Below are 17,665 nucleotides of genomic sequence, written 5' to 3'. Positions count from 1 at the left end.
AGGCGTCATGACACAGATGCCCAACGCCAAGTCGCCCCTGAAGATCGGCACCCGCGGTTCACCGCTTGCGCTCGCTCAGGCCTATGAAACCCGCACCCGCCTGATGGCGGCGCATGACCTCCCCGAGGATGCGTTCGAGATCGTGGTGATCAAGACGACCGGCGATGACCGAGCCTTGATCGATGCGGACAAGCCGCTCAAGGAGCTTGGCGGCAAGGGCCTCTTCACCAAGGAAATCGAAGAGGCCATGCTCGATGGCCGGATCGACATTGCCGTGCATTCGATGAAGGACATGCCGGTCAAGCAGCCGGACGGTCTTTTGCTCGATTGCTACCTCCCGCGTGAGGATACGCGCGACGCGTTCGTCAGCTTCGACTATGCCTCGATCTCGGATCTGCCCCAGGGTGCTGTCGTCGGCTCGTCCTCACTGCGTCGGCGCGCGCAGCTCGCGCATCGCCGCCCCGATCTGAAAATGGTCGAGTTCCGCGGCAATGTGCAGACGCGGATGCGTAAACTCGAAGACAAGGTCGCGGCGGCGACATTCCTTGCCATGGCGGGTCTCAATCGGTTGGGCATGGCCGAGGTCGCACGCTCTGCCATCGAACCCGAGGAAATGCTACCCGCCGTCGCACAGGGCTGCATCGGCATCGAACGGCGCGCCAATGACGCGATGTGTGAGGCGCTGCTGGCGGCGATCCACGACGCGCCGGCGGGGCACCGCCTCGCGGCGGAACGCGCCTATCTCGCGACGCTCGACGGCTCATGCGAAACGCCGATCGCGGGGCTTGCGCTCCTCGAGGGCGATCAGGTCTGGCTGCGCGGGGAAGTGCTGCGTCCGGACGGGTCGGATGCCCTCTTCGAAGAGGGGCGTGCCTCGATTGCCGATGCCGCCGATCTTGGCGCCGATATTGCGCGCAAGCTTCTGGCTCGTGCGCCCAAGGACTTTTTCGACTGGCGTTAAGCCCATCTGGCCCGTGCGCTCCTGACTTCCGCGGGACGCTCCGCGGGGGATATTTGTGGCAGACTGAATGCTTCGTCACGCTGCTGAAAATATCCCCGCCGGAGGCATCCGGCGGTGGCCGCCTCCACGAAGGGAAGGTCCATGCCGATCCTGGATGATCTGCGCACTCTGTTCGGTGATGCCCATGTATTGACGGGTGATGACGCCCCGCAGCGGGACTGGACGGGGCTTTATCGCTGGAGGCCGCTGGCACTGGTGCGCCCCGGCACGACCGGAGAGGTCGCAGCGGTGATGCGGCTTGCGCACGAAGCAGGGGCACCTGTCGTTCCGGTGGGCGGCAATACCGGCCTCAATGGTGGCACCTCGGCGGAAGGGGCGCTGATGTTGTCGCTCGAGCGTCTCAACCGCATCCGCACGTACAGCCCTTCGGCCCGCACCATAACCGCCGAGGCAGGGGTGGTCGTGGATGTGCTGCACCGTCACGTCGAGGGCGCGGGTCTGATTTTTCCGCTGCGCTTCGGAGCGAGCGGGTCGGCTACGCTGGGCGGGGTGCTGTCGACCAATGCGGGCGGTGCGAACGTGCTGCGCTACGGCATGGTGCGGGACCTGTGTCTCGGGCTTGAGGTGGTGCTGGCTGACGGGCGGGTGATGAACCTGATGAATGCGCTGCACAAGGACAATACCGGCTATGACCTGCGCGATCTGATGATCGGGGCCGAAGGGACGCTGGGCATCATAACCGGGGCGGTGATGCGGCTGGAGCCCGCGCCGGTCGCCCATGCGACCGCGCTTTTGGGGATGGCTGATCTTGAAGCGGCGCTGGCGCTGCTCAACCGGGTGCAGGCCGGAACTGGCGGGGCGGTCGAGGCGTTCGAGTTCATGCCGGAGGCCTACATGGCGCGGCTCGCGCGGGTCAAACCCGATCTCGCCTGTCCGTTTGCGCCGTCCCCGGTGAATATTCTTCTGGAAACGGCGACGACCATCACGGGCGAGGATCCGGTCGCGCGGCTCGAAACCCTGCTGCTGCCCGATCTGGAGGCAGGCGTGATCACCGAGGCGGTCATTGCACAGTCGCAGGCACAGCGCGCAAAGCTTTGGGCAATGCGCGAGGCCGCCGCGGAGATTACCTTCACGACGCCGGATCTGGTCGACACCGATATTTCACTGCCGCTCGACCGGTTGCCCGGTTTCGTCGAGCGGATGGCGGCGCGGATCGGCGCGCTCGATCCTGCCGCCGAGATCCTGATGATTGCCCATCTGGGCGACGGAAATATCCACTACACGGTCTATCCCGGCACGTCGGGACCCGCGCTCAAGGCCGAAATGCGCGCCGCCATCGCCGAACAGACTGTCGCGCTTGGAGGATCGTTCTCGGCCGAGCATGGCGTTGGCCTGTCAAAGCGCCAGACGATGGCCCGTCACAAGGACCCGGTCGCCCTTGAGGTGATGCGCGCCATCAAGGCGGCGCTCGACCCGAAAGGTATCCTTAACCCCGACAAGGTTCTGCCCTGAGCCATGCGTGTTTTAATCGCCCCGTTTCGTCCCATTCTTGCCGATCCTGCCTTGCGGCTCGCGGCAGTGTTGCTGGTGCTCTTTGGCGCCTATGCGGCGACGATGGCACCCTATGTCTCGGCCTTGGCGGTGACTGTGTTCGAGATGACGGACCGGGCCTATTCGGCGCTTCTGGTGGCGGCCTCGATCCTTGCGGTGTCGGCCTCTGTCGGATTTGGCATCCTCGCGGATCAACGCGCGAACCGGCGGGCGATTGCCCTGATCTCGGGCGGGTTTCTGGTCGCGGGTCTTGGCACCGTGCACCTTGGCCAGTCGCTTTGGGCCTTCGTGCTGGCGCATGCGGTGCTCCTCCCGCTCTCCGGGTCGCTCTTTGGCCAGATCTTCGCGCTGGGACGCCTTGCCGCCTCTACCCGCCCCGAGGCCGAGCGTCCCGCGATCAATGCGACGCTGAGGGCGCTCTTTGCCCTGCCATGGGTCGTCGTGCTGCCGATTTGGTCGGTGGTTTTCCAGACCGGCGCACCGCTGATGCTTGTCTATCCTGTGAGCCTTGCGATGGGCGCCGCCTTTCTTGGACTGACCTGGGTATTCTGGCCCCGTGACGGCGCGACCCGCTGGCCTGATCCGAAATCGGGCCTGAGCTTCACGCAAGGGCTGCGAGAATTGGCCGATCCGCCGATCCTCGTCCGTGTTCTGGCTTTGGGGCCGGTGCATGGTTCGATCATGCTTTACATGGTGGTGATGGGGCTTGTCTTTAGCGCAACGCCCGGGCGCGGGGCCGAGGATATCGCGCTTTATGCGGGGTTCCTGGGCGGGCTCGAAGTGCCCTTCATGCTCGCACTGCCCCGGCTCATCCCCCATGTCGAGCGCACCCGGCTGATCTGGATCGGCATGGTGCTTTACGCGATCCACCTCGCCTTCCTGCCACTCTTGGCCGCGACGCCTTTCGTTTGGTTGCTGATCCTGCCGGGCGCGGCCGGGGGCGCGATCATCCTCACGCAGCCGATGGCCTATCTTCAGGACCTGATGGGCGCGCGGCCGGGGGCAGGGGCCTCGCTCATGGCGCTGCAAAAGCTCGCGGGCGATGCGATTTGCGCGGCGACCTTCGCGCTTGGGGCCGCGCTCGGAGGTTACGCGCTCGCTGCGGGGCTGGGGGCTGGGTTGGCGGTTCTCGGGGCGGGGGCGCTCTGGGCACTCGACCGGCGGGGTGCGCGCGGATTCTGACCCCTTTCACGCTGCCCAAAATATCCCCGCCGGAGGCAGATCACTCGCTCGCCCGCAGCACGCGGGCCGGGCGCGCAGAGAGCGGGCGCAGCGCAAAGACCAACCCCGCAAGCAGGGTCGCCAGAACGCCGCCACTGACGATAGCGAGCGCCGGGATCGGGGCGAAGCGGAAGGTTGCCTCCATCACCAGCTCCAGCACGGCCCAGCCCGCCAGCGCACCGAACAGGATCGCGACCAGCCCCGCCGCCGCCCCCAAGAGCGCCGAACGCAGCGCGAAGGAGGCAAGCACGGTGCGCCGCGTCGCGCCAACCGTCTTGAGAAGCGCGGCTTCCCACGCGCGGGCCGCCTCGCCCGAAGCCGCCGCGCCGATCAGCACGACAAAGCCGGTGAGCAGCGTCACCCCTGCTGCGAGCGAGGTCGCCCGCGCGATCGCGCCAAGCGCCTCGGTCACGCGGTCGATCGCATCGCGCACGCGGATCGCGGTGATATTCGGAAACGCCCCGGCCAAGTCGCGCAGGATCGGGGCTTCGGCCTCAGGGGGCGCATAGATCGTCGCCAGATGGGTATGGGGCGCTGCGGCGAGCGCAGCGGGGTTCAGCGTCAGCACGAAGCCGATTCCGGCGGTCGAGAAATCGACGTCGCGGAACGAGGTGATCCTTGCCTCGATATCGCGTCCGAGGATGTTCACCGTGATCATATCGCCCAGCTTCAGCCCCAGTTCCTCGGCCTCTTGCGCGGCGAAACTCGCTAGCGGCGGCCCGGCGTAGTCAGCGGGCCACCAGTCGCCAGCGGTCAGTGCCTCGCGCGGCGTCTCGGCATAGGTTACGCCCCGGTCGCCGCGCAGCACCCAGTGTTCGCCCGCAACCTCGCGCGCGTTCTGGCCATTGATCTCGGTGATGATGCCGCGCAGCATTGGCACGGTTTCGACCTTTTCGACCCCGCCGATGGCATCGAGCCGGGTCAGGAACGGGTCGAGCTGATCCTTCTGAATGTCGAGCACGAAATAGGCGGGTGCCACCTCGGGGAGGTCTTGCGCGATTGCGCCGCGCAGACCCGCATCGACCTGACCGACAGCGGCCAGCACCGAAAGCCCAAGCCCGAGCGACAGGATCACCGGCACCGCTTCGGAGCGCGGCCCGCCAATCGACGCAAGCGCCGCGCGGAGCGCCGGACGCCCGCGGGCGAGATGCGAGAGCGCGCGGGCCGCATAGCGCACGAGCCAACCGGCAATTGCGAGCAGGCCAAGCGCCAGCGCGATCCCGCCCAGAGTGCCGAGCGTCAACATTACCATTCCCGAGAACCACACGGCGAGCGCCACCAGAGCGGCGATCAGCAGTGCGATCAGGGCCAATGCGCCGAACGCTGGCAGCGAGAACCGCCCTGTACGATTGCGCCGATAGAGCCGCGCCGCGCGTTGGCCCAGCATCCGCGACAGCGGCCAGAGCGCAAAGATCGCCGCCACAAGCGCGCCGTAGAGCCCGGCCTCGATCAGCGGGCGCGCGCTTAGCCCCACATCGACCGGGATCGGCATCAGTCGTTCGATGAGGCCTGACGCAAACAGCACCATCGCGCTTCCCAGCACGAGCCCCGCCGCGATGCCGGTGACGCTGAGCGCAAGGAGTTGCCACAGGAAGATCGCCCGTATCATGCCCCCGGTCGCGCCGATGGCGCGCAGCGTCGCGATGGTCTCGGCCTTGCGTTCGAGCCATGCGCTGACGGTCGCGGAAATCCCGACCCCGCCGACGGCCAGCCCGGCCAGCCCGACAAGCACCAGAAACGAGCCGAGCCGCGTCACGAAACGATCCGCCCCCGGCGCGGCGCGGCGGCGATCCTGCCAGCGCATCCCTGCGCCGTCGAAATGCGCCTGCGCCTCGGCGCGTAGCGCATCGAGATCGGTATCGGGCGGCAGGGTCACACGCAGCTCGGTCTCATAGAGTGCGCCCGGTGCCAGCAAGGCGCTGTCCTCGATGGCGGGGAGTGCCACGATCGAGCGCGGACCAAGGCCGGTACCGGCCCCGGTCGAATCCGGCTCGCGCTGAATGCGCGCGGCCATGGTGAACGTGATCCCGCCAAGGCGCACCGGATCGCCCGGCGCAAGGCCCAGCCTGTCGGCAAGGATCTGGTCCAGGAAAATGGCGGACGGGCCATCGGTCTGCGCGAACAGCGTCGAGACCGGCAGCGGGGGGTCGAGCTGAAGCGTTCCGATCAGAGGATGCGCGTTATCGACGGCCTTGACCTGCGTCAGCGCGGTTTCCAGCGCTTCGCCCGCCCCGGTTTGCAGCATCGAGCGGAACTCCACCACCTCGGAGCTTGCGACCGCCCGCGCGTCGATCCACGCACGTTCCTCGGGCGCGGGGCGGCGGTAGGTGAATTCAAATTGCGCGTCCCCTCCCAAGAGCGCGGCGCCCTGATCCGACAGGCCGCCCCGGATCGCCTCGCGGACGAGGCCCACGGCGGAAATCGCGGCAACGCCCAGCATCAGGCATAACAGGAAAACGCGGAATCCGCGAAGCCCGCCACGTAACTCGCGGGCGGCAATGCGCAGGCTCGCGCTCATGCCAGCGCCCCATCCAGAAGTTGCACAACGCGCGAACAACGTTCGGCCAGTTCGGGCGCATGGGTGACGAGGATGAGCGTCGCACCGTAATCGGCCTGCAAACCGAACAGAAGCTCCATGATCGCCGCCCCGTTCCTGGCATCAAGATTGCCCGTCGGCTCATCGGCCAGAAGGATCGCCGGGCGCGGCGCGAGCGCGCGGGCGAGCGCGACGCGCTGTTGTTCGCCTCCGGACATTTCAGAGGGATAATGGTGTCCGCGATGGCCGAGACCCACCGCCGCCAGCTCCGCCTCCGCGCGCCCGAACGCATCCGCCACGCCCGCGATTTCCAGCGGAAGGGCCACGTTTTCAAGCGCGGTCATTGTCGGCACAAGATGGAAGGATTGGAACACGATCCCCATATTGCCCCGTCGAAACCGCGCCAGATCATCTTCGGACATCGAGGAGAGATCATGCCCCAACGCGGTGATCGTGCCGCCGGTGGCGCGTTCCAGCCCACCCATCAGCATCAGCAAGGACGACTTGCCCGACCCCGACGGTCCGGTCAGCCCGACACTCTCGCCGCGCTCAACTGTCAGTGAGATTCCACGCAATATCTCGACCGGGCCGGCATTGCCGTCCAAAGTGAGCCGCGCATCTGTCAAAGAGAGAACCGTATCCGCCATGCCTGCCTGCTTTTTCGTCCGTTCCTTGGCATATGGGCCAATCCGCGCCCTTCGCAACCTGTTGTCCGCAAGTATTTTTCTGCTGGTTCCCTTTGTCGCGCCGGCTTCGGCCGAGCCGCTGCATCTGTTGGCGTTGGGTGACAGCCTGACCCAAGGCTACGGGCTGGCCCCTGACGAGGGGCTGGTGCCGCAACTCGAAGCATGGCTGCGCGCGAATGGCGCCGATGTGACGATCATCAATGCAGGTGTCTCGGGGGATACGACCGCGGGCGGGCGTGCGCGACTGGGCTGGTCGCTTACGCCAGAGGTGGATGCGGTGATAGTGGCGTTGGGAGGGAACGACCTCTTGCGCGGGTTGCCGCCCGAGGAGGCGCGCGCGAACCTTTCGGCGATCCTCGAAGACCTTGCCGCCCAAGGCCTGCCCGCGCTGCTTGTCGGTCTGCCCGCGCCGGGCAACTATGGCCCCAGCTATCAGCAAAGCTTCGACGCGATCTGGCCCGAGCTGTCAGCCCAATACCATACATTGCTGGTGCCGAACTTCCTCGGACCGATCATGGACCTGCCGCTCAGGGAGCGCACCGCGCGCGACTATATGCAAGACGATGCGATCCACCCCTCGGCGGAGGGGGTGACGCTGATCGTCGAGGCGTTGGGCCCAACTGTTCTGACCTTGTTGGAGCGTGCAGGCACGCCGTGACGCGTCACGCTGGCGGTATTTGCCTCCGGCGGGGATATTTATGGCAGACTGACACGGGGCCTCTCTCAGTCTGCTCAAAATATCCCCCGCGGAGCGTCCGGCGCTGGCCAGACGCGGGTGGAGGCATTCAGCGCAGGCCGGTTTCCTTGAGGATGCCCCGCCGCTTGGCCTCGTAGTAATAGCCGCTCGCATACCATTTCACCGCTTCGGTCTCGGAGCCATCGGCGCACATCCACGCGCCGCGCAGGTATTTGACGGCATATTTGAGATTGGTCTCGGCATCGAGCAGATCGCTGTTCTCGCCCTTGAAGCCCATGCCGCGCGCGGTTTGCGGCAGGATTTGCATCAGGCCGTAATAGGGGCCGTTGCGCGCGCCGGGGCGGTAGCCGCTCTCACGTTGGATCACCCGGTGGACGAGCGTGCGCGGAACCTCGTAATGGTCGGCATAGCGGTTGATCAGACCCCGCAGTTCGAGGGTCTCATTGGCATGCAGAGGCAGGGTGTCGTGTGACATCGCCGGGGCCTTGGTCGAACTGCGGCCACTGCGCCCGCAGGCGGCAGTCCCCAGCAGAGAAAGACAAAAAAGACGACGCGTCAGGCCCATGGCACTCTCCGGCAAGATACGGTGTCATTTACGCGCGTGACCGGGGGTGAGGAAAGCGCGGCGTTTGTCCTCGGCGAGGTTTTGCCTAGGCGCCGGCGCGGCGCAGGCGCAGCGCGTTGGTCACCACGAAGACCGAAGAGAAGGCCATCGCCCCGGCGGCCAGCATCGGAGAGAGGCCGGGGCCGCCGAAGGGCACCAGCACCCCCATCGCCACCGGGATCAGCGCCGCATTATAGGCAAAGGCCCAGAACAGGTTCTGTTTTATGTTGCGCATCACCGCCCGCGAAAGCGCATAGGCGCGCGCGGCCCCTTGCGGGTCGCCGCCCATGATGACGACCTCGGCCGCCTCGATGGCAACATCCGTGCCGGTCCCGATGGCGATGCCCACATCGGCGGCGGCCAGCGCGGGCGCATCGTTGATCCCGTCACCCACGAAGGCGAGCGGCCCGCGTTCGCGCAGCGTTTCGACGGCTTCGACCTTGCCCTCGGGGAGCACATCCGAGATCACCCGCAAGATCCCGAGGTTGCGGCCCACGGCCTGCGCGGTGGCGCGCGTGTCGCCCGAGATCAGGGCGACCTCGACACCGTCATATCGCAGTGCTGCCACAGCATCCTCGGCGTGGCGTTTGAGCGGGTCCGACACCGCCATCAGCGCCGCGAGCGTTCCATCCAGTGCGATCCAGATCGGGGTCTTGCCCTCTTGCGACAAGCTCTCGGCCGCCGCAGCAAGCCGGGTGAGGTCCACGCCGGCCTCGTCCATGGCGCGGGTATTGCCGATCAGGAGCGCGCGGCCCTCGGTCTGGGCGCTCAGGCCGCGACCGGGCAGGGCCTTGACGCGGCGGGCCTCGGCGGGCGTCAGGCCACGGCTTTCGGCGGCTGCAAGAATGGCGCGGGCCAGCGGGTGCTCGGAGCGCGCCTCGGCCCCGGCGGCAAGCCGCAGCACGTCATCGGCGGAGATGGCGGGATCCGCGGGGAGAAGATCGGTGAGCGTCGGGCGGCCCTCGGTCAGGGTGCCGGTCTTGTCGAAGGCGACGGTCTCGATCTCGGCCAGCCGCTGCAACGCATCGCCGCGACGGAACAGCAGACCCAGCTCGGCACCGCGCCCGGTGCCGACGAGGATAGAGACCGGCGTTGCAAGACCCATCGCGCAGGGGCAGGCGATGATCATCACCGAAATGGCCGCGACCAGCGCATGGGTCAGGCCCTGACCCGCGAGCATCCAGACCGCGAAGGTCAGCACCGAGAGCGCCATCACCACGGGTACGAAGACCCGCGTGACCTTGTCCACCAGCGCCTGCACCGGGAGTTTGCCGCCCTGCGCGGCCTCGACCATGGCGATGATGCGCGAGAGCACGGTCTCGGACCCGGTCGCGGTCACCCGGTAGCTGAGGGCCGAGGACCCGTTCACGGTCCCGCCTGTCACCTCGGTGCCGGGGGTCTTTTCAACAGGCACCGGCTCTCCGGTGAGCATCGACTCGTCGATCCAGCCATGCCCGTCCGTGACCACACCATCGACCGCGACCCGCTCACCGGGGGCAAGTTGCACGATATCGCCCGCCGCCAGTTCCGCCACGGGCAGTTCGATCACGCCGCTGTCACGTTCGACGCGCGCGGTTGCAGGGCGGAGTTCAACCAGACGCGAGATCGCTTCGCTGGCACGGCCCTTGGCGCGCGCCTCCATCCAGCGCCCGACGAGGATCAGCGTCACGATCACCGCCGCCGCCTCGAAATAGACCTCCCGCGCGCTTTCGGGGAGCAGCCCCGGTGCGAGCGTCACCACCGTCGAGTAGCCGAAGGCGGCCAGTGAACCGAGGGCCACCAGAGAGTTCATCTCGGGCGCGCCGCGCAAGAGCGCCGGGATACCGAGCCGGAGGAAAACGCGACCGGGAAAAGCCAGCACGAGGGCGGTCAAAACAAGCTGAATGACCCAGCTCGCGCGCTCGCCGATGCTGTGCATGATCGCCATGTGAAAGCCGGGGATCATATGCGCGCCCATCGCCAGCACGAAAACCGGCAATGTCAGCACCGAGGCGATGATCACGTTGCGTCGCAGGGCAGCGGCTTCACGGGCCTGCCGGTCGCTAACGGGGGCGGGGGCCTCGGTCTCGGTCTTGACGCGGGTGGGATAGCCCGCCTCGGTCACGATCCGCGCAAGTTCCGAGGGGGCAACCGCGCCCTGAATATAGGTCACGCGCGCCGTATGTGTCGCAAGGTTCACGTTCGCCGCAACGGTGCCGCCATGGCTGGTGAGCGCGCGCTCGACCCGACCGGCGCAACTGGCGCAGGTCATTCCCTCTATATCGAGCGTGGTGTCTGCCGTCGCCGCAGGGTAGCCCGCGCGGTCCAGCGCCTCCAACAGCCGCGCAGGCGTGGCGGGTGCCTCGTAATCGACGCGGGCCGAGCGTGCCATCAGATTGGCACTTGCCTCGGTGACGCCGGGCTCTGCGGCCAGAGCGCGCTCCACCCGCCCTGTGCAAGCCCCACAATGCATTCCGTCGACAATGAAAACTGTGCTGGCCATGGCGCTTCCTTTCACAGGTCACTTGGAGCGTTGAGGCAAGGGGGTCAAGGCGGATGTGTCATATTCGAGAACTTGAATTTAACCTGTACAAGTGCTACTTCGGGCGCAAGTCAACCTTCCCAGATCGGAGTCTCTCATGTCCCTCGACCGCGTTATGTTCGCTTTTGCCGGCGCTATGGTTCTGCTCAGCGTGATCCTCACCCAGTTCGTTCACCCGAACTTCTTCTGGTTCACCGTGTTCATCGGCGCCAACCTGCTGCAATCGGCCTTTACCGGCTTTTGCCCGGCCGCCAAGATTTTCGCCAAGTTCGGCGTGAAATCGGGCTGCGCCTTCGAATAAGGCCGCGAGGCCCAAAAGGGCACGGGAACCGTTTGGTCGGTCTTTGGTTGTTCGTTCATAGGGGTTTTGGTAGTTTGCCCCTTACGCAATCCGGAGAAACCGATGAATCGCCGTGCCCTTTTGACCAGTTTTGCCATTCTGCCCGCTCTGGGCGCGCCATCGTTTCTGGCCGCGCAAGAGATCGAGACATCGTCCGAGCCGGTGCAGAAGAAATGGCCCATTGCCGACCAGTTCTACCCCCGTGAGGTGCGCGTGAAGCCAAACCTCGCCGTCGGCTCGATCATCGTCGTCTCCGACAAGTTCTTCCTCTATCATGTGACTGCCCCCGGCAAGGCGATGCGCTATGGCGTGGCGGTCGGCAAGAATGAGCTGAAATTCCGTGGTCAGGCCGTGGTTGGGCGCAAGGTCGAATGGCCGAGCTGGAAGCCTACGCCCGAGATGATCGAACGCGATCCGAAATACGCGAAATACGCCGATGGGATGCCGGGCGGTCCGCAGAACCCGCTCGGCGCCCGCGCACTTTATCTCTATCAGAACGGGCGCGACACGGCGATCCGTATCCACGGCACCACCGCGCCCAGCTCGATCGGCCATGCGGTGTCAAACGGGTGTCTCCGGATGGTCAATGACCACGTCATCGCATTGTTCGATCAGGTGCCGGTGGGCACGCCCGTGACGGTCTACTGACCTCGACAAAGGCGCCTGTGGGCGCCTTTTTCAATGCAGATCGGCCATGAAGCCCCGGTCGATCCGATCCTTGATGCGCCACAGCCAGCGCCCGTCCAGCGGCAGGCCCCATTTATCCGCCACGGCCCGCTTGTCACCCGTCGAGATCAGCTTCAGGTAATCGCGCTGCGGGTGATACGTGCGCATTGTGCCGCCTTCGACTGCCGCGCGCAGGTTGTGCGCGAGGACCGGCGCCTCGCGCACGGCAAAGACGCCTGCTTTCGGACGTGGCGCATGCGACAGATGCGCGATGTCACCGCTGGCAAAGATTGCCGGGTCCGAGCTTTGGAGCGTCGGCCCCACGGTCACGAACCCCTCATGCAGATCCAACCCTGTCTCTGTTAGCCAAGGCGCGGGCCGTGTCGCCCCTGTGCCGATGGCGAAGTCGAATGCGGCGGTCGTGTCGTCCGCGAAACGGAGGCTCCCCGCCTCTGCGGCTCTGAGCCGTTTTCCCGTGAGGATCGTCACGCCATGCCGCGCGGCATGGCGCAGCATACGCGCCCGCGCGCCACGCCCCAAAGCCGTCAGGGCGGTATCTTGTGCCTCGTAGACCGTCACACGGGCCTGAGGCAGACGGTGCGCGCAGGCGAGCGCAAGCTCTACCCCCGCGACACCGCCGCCAATCACTGCCACGCTCGCATTGGCGGGTGCATGACCCACAAAATGCTCCCAACGGTCGGCAAAAGCATCGAGCGGTTTGGCGGGGGTGATGTGCTCGACGAAGCCGGGCAGGGCAGGCATCTCCGAGGTGATCCCGATATCCAGCGCCGCAAAATCATAGGGCACGTTCTCGCCGCCTTCGAGCAGCACCCGGCCTCCTGCTCGGTCAATCCCCGTGGCGCGCGCCTCGATCAGGGTCGCGCCTGCCGCCTTTCCGAGTTTGCGCAGGTCGATCTCAAGGGCTTCGCGCGGGTAGTGCCCCGCGATATGACCCGGCAGCATCCCGGAATAGGCCGCGCGGGGTCCGGGATTGATGAGGGTGATCTCGGCCCCGTCGAGCGGCGCTTCGGCAAAGGTGCGCAGGACCAGCGCATGGGCATGTCCGCCGCCGATCAGCACGATCCGTGGCTTTGCCTCGGTTTTCTGCGGCTCTGTCATCTGCGCGTCCTCATTCTTCGGGCCTAATGCGCGGCGGCCCAATTGGCCAGTCACGGTTTTGCGGGGGCGTGCCCAAATTTGTCCGATTCTACCCTTGACGCTTGCCGCGCTCTGGCTTAGTTCCCCCCACCAGTGGCTAGGTAGCTCAGCTGGTTAGAGCACACGACTCATAATCGTGGGGTCGGGGGTTCAAGTCCCCCCCTCGCCACCACTCTTCCCCCTCTTCGGACCCGCGCACGCCTTTGGGCGCATCCAAGAGGTTTGGGGATTCGCGCATTGGCGTGTTGAAACGAAAAGGCGGGCCAAAGCCCGCCTTTTGTCTGTGCCCATGGGATCAGCCCTTGCGGGTGGCCTTGAGCTTGTCGATCCCGAGCATCTTCATCGCGGTGCGCTCATAGAAGGTCTCGGAGGTGCCTTTGCGCAGCTTGTGCAGGAAGTAGCGCTCGAACCCGGCCTTGGCCCAGTGGACCCATTTGCCCTGGCTTGACCAGTTGACGTTGCGCGGCGGGATCTGCGGCTGAGCCACGAAGGCGATGCCCTGATCCCCGAAATCGGCCAGACAGACGGCGTTCCAGGTGCCGACCTCGTCCGGCTCCTTGCCGCGCACCAGATTGCCGATGTTATGCGCGGTCGCGGTGACCATCGATTCGATCATGAAGCCGGTCTTCGGCACCCCGCAGGGCACAGGCGTCGGCCCCATCGGCGGGATCGCCACGCAGACGCCGACCGCGAAGACGTTCTGGAACTTCGGGTTGCGCTGATACTTGTCGACGATGGTGAAACCGCGCGGGTTCGAGAGTCCTTCGATCCCCGACACAGCCGGGATGCCGCGGAAGGCGGGCAGCAGCATCGAATAGCCGAAGGGCATTTCATGCGTTGCCTTGACCGAGCCGTCATCGGCGATCTCTTCGACATGCATGACGCCGTCTTCGACCTTCTTGATCCGCGAAGAGGTCATCCACTTGATGTGCTTCTCGCGCATCGCGGATTCCAAGAGACCCTTGGTGTCGCCCACCCCGTCGAGCCCGAGATGCCCGACATAGGGCTCCGAGGTGACGAAGGTGATCGGCACCTGATCGCGGATTTTCGCGCGGCGGAGCGCCGTGTCGAGAATGAAGGTGAACTCGTAGGCCGGACCGTAGCAGGATGCGCCCTGCACGGCGCCGACGATGATCGGGCCGGGTTTCTCGCAGAACCGGTCGAAGGCGATCTTGGCCTGCTCGGCATGGTCGATGTGACAGATCGAATGGGTGTTCGCCTCGGGACCAAGTCCTTCGATCTCATCGAAGGCCAGTTCGGGGCCGGTGGCGATGACAATGTAATCGTATTCGACCATGCGACCGTCATCGAGTTCGACCGTGTTCGTCTCGGCATGGAGCTTCTTCGCAGGCACCGGGATGAAGTCGATATTCTTGCGCTTCATCGTGGGCGCGAGATCGACAGTAATATCCTTGCGGTCGCGCCACCCCACTGCGATCCAGGGGTTAGAGGGCACGAAATGGTATTTCGGGTCCTTGGTGATGACGGTGATCTTGTCTTCTGCGCGAACGGTGTCACGCAGTTCATAGGCCATGATGGCGCCGCCAAGCCCGGCACCCAGAACCACGATATGAGCCATTTTAGTCCTCCCCACTGGCCGGTCGCGCCTGCGTCCGACAAAATATGCGCAATCCTGAATGTGAGCTATCGTTGCGTCAAGCGCCATGACTCAGGTCAAATAGCATAGGGGCGCCCCGAGGCGCCCCTTTCGTTCGTGCTGTTCTCTCAATTCGACGTTGCGACCTGAAGCAACTCGGTAATCCGACGCACGCTCGCCCGACGATTGGCTTCGTTGGCGGCTTGCGTATCGACCTTGAGGAACTGCTCGCCATAGCCCTGCACCACGAGGTTCTCGGGCGGCACGTCGAAATACTCGGTCAACGCCAGTGCAAGCGATTCCGCCCGGCGGTCGGAGAGCGCGAGGTTATAGGCGGCGTTGCCGACCGCATCCGTGTGGCCCTCGATCAGGAAGATCTCCCGCGGGTTCTCGGCGATGCGGTTACGGATCGCGTTGCCAAGCGTCGCCAGCGAGCGCGCCTGATCCGGGCGGATCGCTGCAGAGCCGGTCTCAAAGGTGATCGTCTCGACCGAGATCGCGGGTGCCAGGGCACGGACCGACGGGATCTGGCGCACTTGCGCAAGGGTAAAGCGTCGGTCGATCGCATTCTGCGCGGCCAGTGCGGCGCGCAGGGCATCGGCGTCGGTCGCGTCCACGCTCGTCGTCACTTGCGGCAGGGTCGAGACCTCGACCGGTTCCGCGCCGACCGAGTCATCGACCAGCACATAACGGGTGCCATCGGGCTCGATCCGGGTGCGCTGAACGATCCGGCGCTGGGCGTCGTAGATGGTCACGATCTGCGCGCCGTCAGGCTTGGTCGTAATGGTTCGCGTCGAGCCATCCGCATAGCTTTGCGTGCGGATTGTCGAGCCGGGCTGGCGCAGGAGCGCATTGTCGTCCTTGATCACCTGATAGCTGCCATCGGGGTTCTGCACGACCACGCGGTCGCCGGAATTGACCGCGACCTCGCGCCCGTCCTTGAGCAGCGCGCCGACGGCAATCGCCCCCAGACCGAGGATCGCAAGCTTCTCGGCATCCGAGAGGCCGCCATCCTTCTTCGGCGCGGCCGCTGGCGCGGCGGCTTGACCCGAGACCGTGGTCTCGAAATCTTCGTCCGAACTACGCGCCGTGTCTTCGGTAATCACCTCTTCGACCACCTGCGCGTCTGCGTTGGCCTCGGCCTCGGGCGTCGCGGTGTCCGGGTCGCTCATCAGCGCTTCGTTCTCGACGGGGGCACCCTCCTCGGCAGGTGCCTCCTCAAGTGCGGCAGCCAGTGCCGCTGCCGCCTCTTCCGCCTCGGGCGAGAGTTCCACCGGCGCGATTTCCGTGGCTTCCGCCGGAGCCTCCGCAGGCGGAACTTCCTCCGCGATGACGGCGGGCGGCGGTTCCTCGGTTACGGTTTCGGTGGCGGTCTCCGTTGCGGGCGCAGGGGATGCCTGCGGCTCAGCCGGGCTGGCGACCTCCGGTTCAGGCTCCGCAGCGGATTCGGTCTCGGCGGGCGGTTGTTCCTCGGCGGGCGGAGTCTGGAACTCTGCCTCGGCCACGGGCGGGGTGGGGATTTCCTCGGCGGGCGTTTCAGCCTGCGCTTCGGCGGGGGCCGGTTCGGCCTCTACGGGCGCGACCCCGGCCTCTGGCGCCGCTTCGGCCGTCGCAGCCTCGCCGCCCGGTGCGGCTTCGCCTCCGGGTGCCGGCGCGCCACCTGGAGCGGGCTCGGCAGTATCAACTTCGGTCGTGACGCAGTTCGCCTCAGCCTCCGCTTGCGATACCCCCTCGGCCATCTGGGATGCAATGCAGGCGGTCAGCGCGGTGTCGATCCCTTCCTGCGTGCTTTGCTGTGCGGGAACGGTGGTCGGCACAAGGGCTGCCAGACCGGCAACAAGGGCGGTGGTGGTTCTCAGGGCTTTCATCGGCTCTCCTCTCCTGTGGCGCGACGCCACGCTGAGATCATAACCCGAAACCCCGCCCGCGAGTTCCCCACCTCGGAAATGTGAACGGGCGGACCGATGGGCCCGCCCGTCCGTGTCTCATCTATGCTGCGCTTACTTCGGCAGTTCGGCGGTGATGCCTTCAAGGTAGAAGTTCATCCCGGCCAGGTCGCCATCCGCGGGGGTCTCGCCCTCGGCCAGCCAGACCGAGCCATCCTGCTTGTTGAGCGGGCCGGTGAAGGGGTGGTATTCGCCCGAAGCGATCTTGTCCTTGAGCGCGAGCGCCTCTGCCTTCACCTCGGCGGGAACCTCGTCGGTGATCTCACCGATTTCCACGGCGCCTTCCGCGATGCCTTCCCATGCGCCTTCCGACGCCCAGGTGCCATCGAGCATCTGGCCTGCGCGCTTCACGTAGTAGGGCGCCCAGTTGTCGATGATCGAGGACAGGCGCGGCTTCGGCGCGAAGGCACCCATGTCGGAGGCCTGACCGAAGGTGTAGATGCCGGCTTCCTGCGCCTTGGCTTGCGGCGCGGTCGAGTCGGTGTGTTGCAGGATCACGTCGACGCCTTCCGCGATCAGTGCGGCGGCGGCATCGGCCTCTTTCGCCGGGTCGAACCAGGTGTAGGCCCAGACGACCTTCATCTCGACATCCGGGTTCACCTTCTTGGCGTGCAGGTAGCTCGAGTTGATGCCCTGAATAACTTCCGGGATCGGGAAGGAGCCGATATAGCCGATCTTATTCGACGTGGTCATGCGGCCCGCGATGGTGCCCATCACGGCGCGGCCTTCGTAGAAGCGGGCGTCATAGGTGGCGACGTTGTCGGCGCGCTTGTAGCCGGTGGCGTGCTCGAATTTCACGTCCGGGAATTTGGCCGCGACATTCATCACCGAGTCCATGAAGCCGAACGAGGTTGCGAAGATCAGCTTGTTGCCTTCGAGGGCAAGCTGGGTGAGCGCGCGCTCTGCGTCCGGGCCTTCGGGAACTGACTCGATGAACGAGGTCTGGACCTTGTCGCCATAGGCGGCTTCGATGGCCTGGCGGCCCTGGTCGTGCTGATAGGACCAGCCCATGTCGCCAACCGGGCCGACATAGATGAAGCCGATTTTCAGTGGCTCTTCGGCGAAGGCCGGGAGGCTGGTCGCGGCAAGCATCGCCGCTGCGGCGGTGGTGGCAAGGAAAGATCTGCGCTTCATGGGTGACTCCCCGTTGGTTATGGGCGGCAGCGCCCGTTTGTTGAACG

14 protein-coding genes and 1 tRNA gene are annotated in these 17,665 nt (G+C 65.8%); 7 read left to right on the top strand and 8 right to left on the bottom strand.

All coding sequences use genetic code 11. The features are described from left to right. Positions 1–7 precede the first annotated feature (7 nt). From hemC to P0X85_RS00875, 3 genes are all read left to right on the top strand, one after another. Positions 8–961 carry a hydroxymethylbilane synthase gene (gene hemC, locus P0X85_RS00885; protein ID WP_275807031.1) on the top strand — a complete coding sequence of 318 codons (954 nt, stop codon included), beginning with the start codon at positions 8–10 and terminating at the stop codon, positions 959–961. 141 nt (positions 962–1,102) lie between these two features. After that, positions 1,103–2,473 carry an FAD-binding oxidoreductase gene (locus P0X85_RS00880; RefSeq protein WP_275807028.1) on the top strand — a complete coding sequence of 457 codons (1,371 nt, stop codon included), beginning with the start codon at positions 1,103–1,105 and terminating at the stop codon, positions 2,471–2,473. 3 nt (positions 2,474–2,476) lie between these two features. Then, on the top strand, positions 2,477–3,694 hold the full coding sequence (locus tag P0X85_RS00875; protein ID WP_275807026.1) for an MFS transporter: 1,218 nt from the start codon (positions 2,477–2,479) through the stop codon (positions 3,692–3,694). 40 nt (positions 3,695–3,734) lie between these two features. Here P0X85_RS00875 and P0X85_RS00870 read toward each other — a convergent pair whose 3' ends face one another. Further along, the gene (locus tag P0X85_RS00870) at positions 3,735–6,251 is read right to left on the bottom strand and encodes an ABC transporter permease (protein WP_275807024.1); all 2,517 of its coding nucleotides are present in this window, start codon (positions 6,249–6,251) and stop codon (positions 3,735–3,737) included. After that, positions 6,248–6,916, bottom strand: coding sequence for an ABC transporter ATP-binding protein (locus P0X85_RS00865; protein ID WP_275807022.1), 669 nt, complete (start codon positions 6,914–6,916; stop codon positions 6,248–6,250). Before P0X85_RS00865 ends, P0X85_RS00870 begins: the two co-directional genes overlap by 4 nt. Here P0X85_RS00865 and P0X85_RS00860 point away from each other — a divergent pair. Then, complete coding sequence (locus tag P0X85_RS00860; RefSeq protein WP_275807020.1) at positions 6,915–7,613, top strand: arylesterase; 699 nt, start codon at positions 6,915–6,917, stop codon at positions 7,611–7,613. The genes P0X85_RS00865 and P0X85_RS00860 overlap by 2 nt on opposite strands. A 127-nt stretch (positions 7,614–7,740) precedes the next feature. Here P0X85_RS00860 and P0X85_RS00855 read toward each other — a convergent pair whose 3' ends face one another. Further along, on the bottom strand, positions 7,741–8,127 hold the full coding sequence (locus P0X85_RS00855) for a transglycosylase SLT domain-containing protein (RefSeq protein ID WP_338030509.1): 387 nt from the start codon (positions 8,125–8,127) through the stop codon (positions 7,741–7,743). A gap of 175 nt (positions 8,128–8,302) precedes the next feature. Further along, positions 8,303–10,738, bottom strand: a complete 2,436-nt coding sequence (locus P0X85_RS00850) for a heavy metal translocating P-type ATPase (protein ID WP_275807016.1) — start codon at positions 10,736–10,738, stop codon at positions 8,303–8,305. Between the two features lie 136 nt (positions 10,739–10,874). Here P0X85_RS00850 and P0X85_RS00845 point away from each other — a divergent pair, with 136 nt between their 5' ends. After that, positions 10,875–11,078: a YgaP family membrane protein gene (locus P0X85_RS00845; RefSeq protein WP_275807014.1), complete on the top strand. Its 204-nt coding sequence runs from the start codon at positions 10,875–10,877 to the stop codon at positions 11,076–11,078. 102 nt (positions 11,079–11,180) lie between these two features. Then, entirely contained in the window at positions 11,181–11,765 is a 585-nt protein-coding gene (locus tag P0X85_RS00840) for a L,D-transpeptidase (RefSeq protein WP_275807012.1), read from the top strand. Positions 11,766–11,795: 30 nt separating this feature from the next. Here P0X85_RS00840 and P0X85_RS00835 read toward each other — a convergent pair whose 3' ends face one another. Then, on the bottom strand, positions 11,796–12,902 hold the full coding sequence (locus P0X85_RS00835) for an FAD-dependent oxidoreductase (RefSeq protein WP_275807010.1): 1,107 nt from the start codon (positions 12,900–12,902) through the stop codon (positions 11,796–11,798). 134 nt (positions 12,903–13,036) lie between these two features. Here P0X85_RS00835 and P0X85_RS00830 point away from each other — a divergent pair. Next, positions 13,037–13,113, top strand: a tRNA-Met gene (locus tag P0X85_RS00830). A gap of 123 nt (positions 13,114–13,236) precedes the next feature. Here P0X85_RS00830 and P0X85_RS00825 read toward each other — a convergent pair. The 3 genes from P0X85_RS00825 to P0X85_RS00815 form a co-directional block, all read right to left on the bottom strand. Then, positions 13,237–14,520: an NAD(P)/FAD-dependent oxidoreductase gene (locus P0X85_RS00825; protein WP_275807008.1), complete on the bottom strand. Its 1,284-nt coding sequence runs from the start codon at positions 14,518–14,520 to the stop codon at positions 13,237–13,239. Between the two features lie 146 nt (positions 14,521–14,666). Further along, positions 14,667–16,406 carry an OmpA family protein gene (locus tag P0X85_RS00820; protein WP_275807006.1) on the bottom strand — a complete coding sequence of 580 codons (1,740 nt, stop codon included), beginning with the start codon at positions 16,404–16,406 and terminating at the stop codon, positions 14,667–14,669. Positions 16,407–16,538: 132 nt separating this feature from the next. Further along, a complete protein-coding gene (locus tag P0X85_RS00815) occupies positions 16,539–17,618 on the bottom strand; it encodes a BMP family ABC transporter substrate-binding protein (protein ID WP_275807004.1) in 1,080 nt (359 codons plus the stop codon). Positions 17,619–17,665: the final 47 nt, after the last annotated feature.

The organism is Pseudothioclava nitratireducens (assembly GCF_029210495.1).
In the GTDB taxonomy this organism is placed as follows: Bacteria; Pseudomonadota; Alphaproteobacteria; order Rhodobacterales; family Rhodobacteraceae; genus Pseudothioclava; species Pseudothioclava nitratireducens.
The sequence above is the reverse complement of the archived record's forward strand: the minus strand, read 5'-3'. Positions and strand labels throughout refer to the sequence as shown.

Bases quoted from the DNA above. Each gene is read 5' to 3' on its own strand.
- hemC (WP_275807031.1), top strand. From the start codon at position 8: ATGACACAGATGCCCAACGCCAAGTCGCCCCTGAAGATCGGCACCCGC.
- P0X85_RS00880 (WP_275807028.1), top strand. From the start codon at position 1,103: ATGCCGATCCTGGATGATCTGCGCACTCTGTTCGGTGATGCCCATGTA.
- P0X85_RS00875 (WP_275807026.1), top strand. From the start codon at position 2,477: ATGCGTGTTTTAATCGCCCCGTTTCGTCCCATTCTTGCCGATCCTGCC.
- P0X85_RS00870 (WP_275807024.1), bottom strand. From the start codon at position 6,251: ATGAGCGCGAGCCTGCGCATTGCCGCCCGCGAGTTACGTGGCGGGCTT.
- P0X85_RS00860 (WP_275807020.1), top strand. From the start codon at position 6,915: ATGCCTGCCTGCTTTTTCGTCCGTTCCTTGGCATATGGGCCAATCCGC.
- P0X85_RS00865 (WP_275807022.1), bottom strand. From the start codon at position 6,916: ATGGCGGATACGGTTCTCTCTTTGACAGATGCGCGGCTCACTTTGGAC.
- P0X85_RS00855 (WP_338030509.1), bottom strand. From the start codon at position 8,127: ATGTCACACGACACCCTGCCTCTGCATGCCAATGAGACCCTCGAACTG.
- P0X85_RS00850 (WP_275807016.1), bottom strand. From the start codon at position 10,738: ATGGCCAGCACAGTTTTCATTGTCGACGGAATGCATTGTGGGGCTTGC.
- P0X85_RS00845 (WP_275807014.1), top strand. From the start codon at position 10,875: ATGTCCCTCGACCGCGTTATGTTCGCTTTTGCCGGCGCTATGGTTCTG.
- P0X85_RS00840 (WP_275807012.1), top strand. From the start codon at position 11,181: ATGAATCGCCGTGCCCTTTTGACCAGTTTTGCCATTCTGCCCGCTCTG.
- P0X85_RS00835 (WP_275807010.1), bottom strand. From the start codon at position 12,902: ATGACAGAGCCGCAGAAAACCGAGGCAAAGCCACGGATCGTGCTGATC.
- P0X85_RS00825 (WP_275807008.1), bottom strand. From the start codon at position 14,520: ATGGCTCATATCGTGGTTCTGGGTGCCGGGCTTGGCGGCGCCATCATG.
- P0X85_RS00820 (WP_275807006.1), bottom strand. From the start codon at position 16,406: ATGAAAGCCCTGAGAACCACCACCGCCCTTGTTGCCGGTCTGGCAGCC.
- P0X85_RS00815 (WP_275807004.1), bottom strand. From the start codon at position 17,618: ATGAAGCGCAGATCTTTCCTTGCCACCACCGCCGCAGCGGCGATGCTT.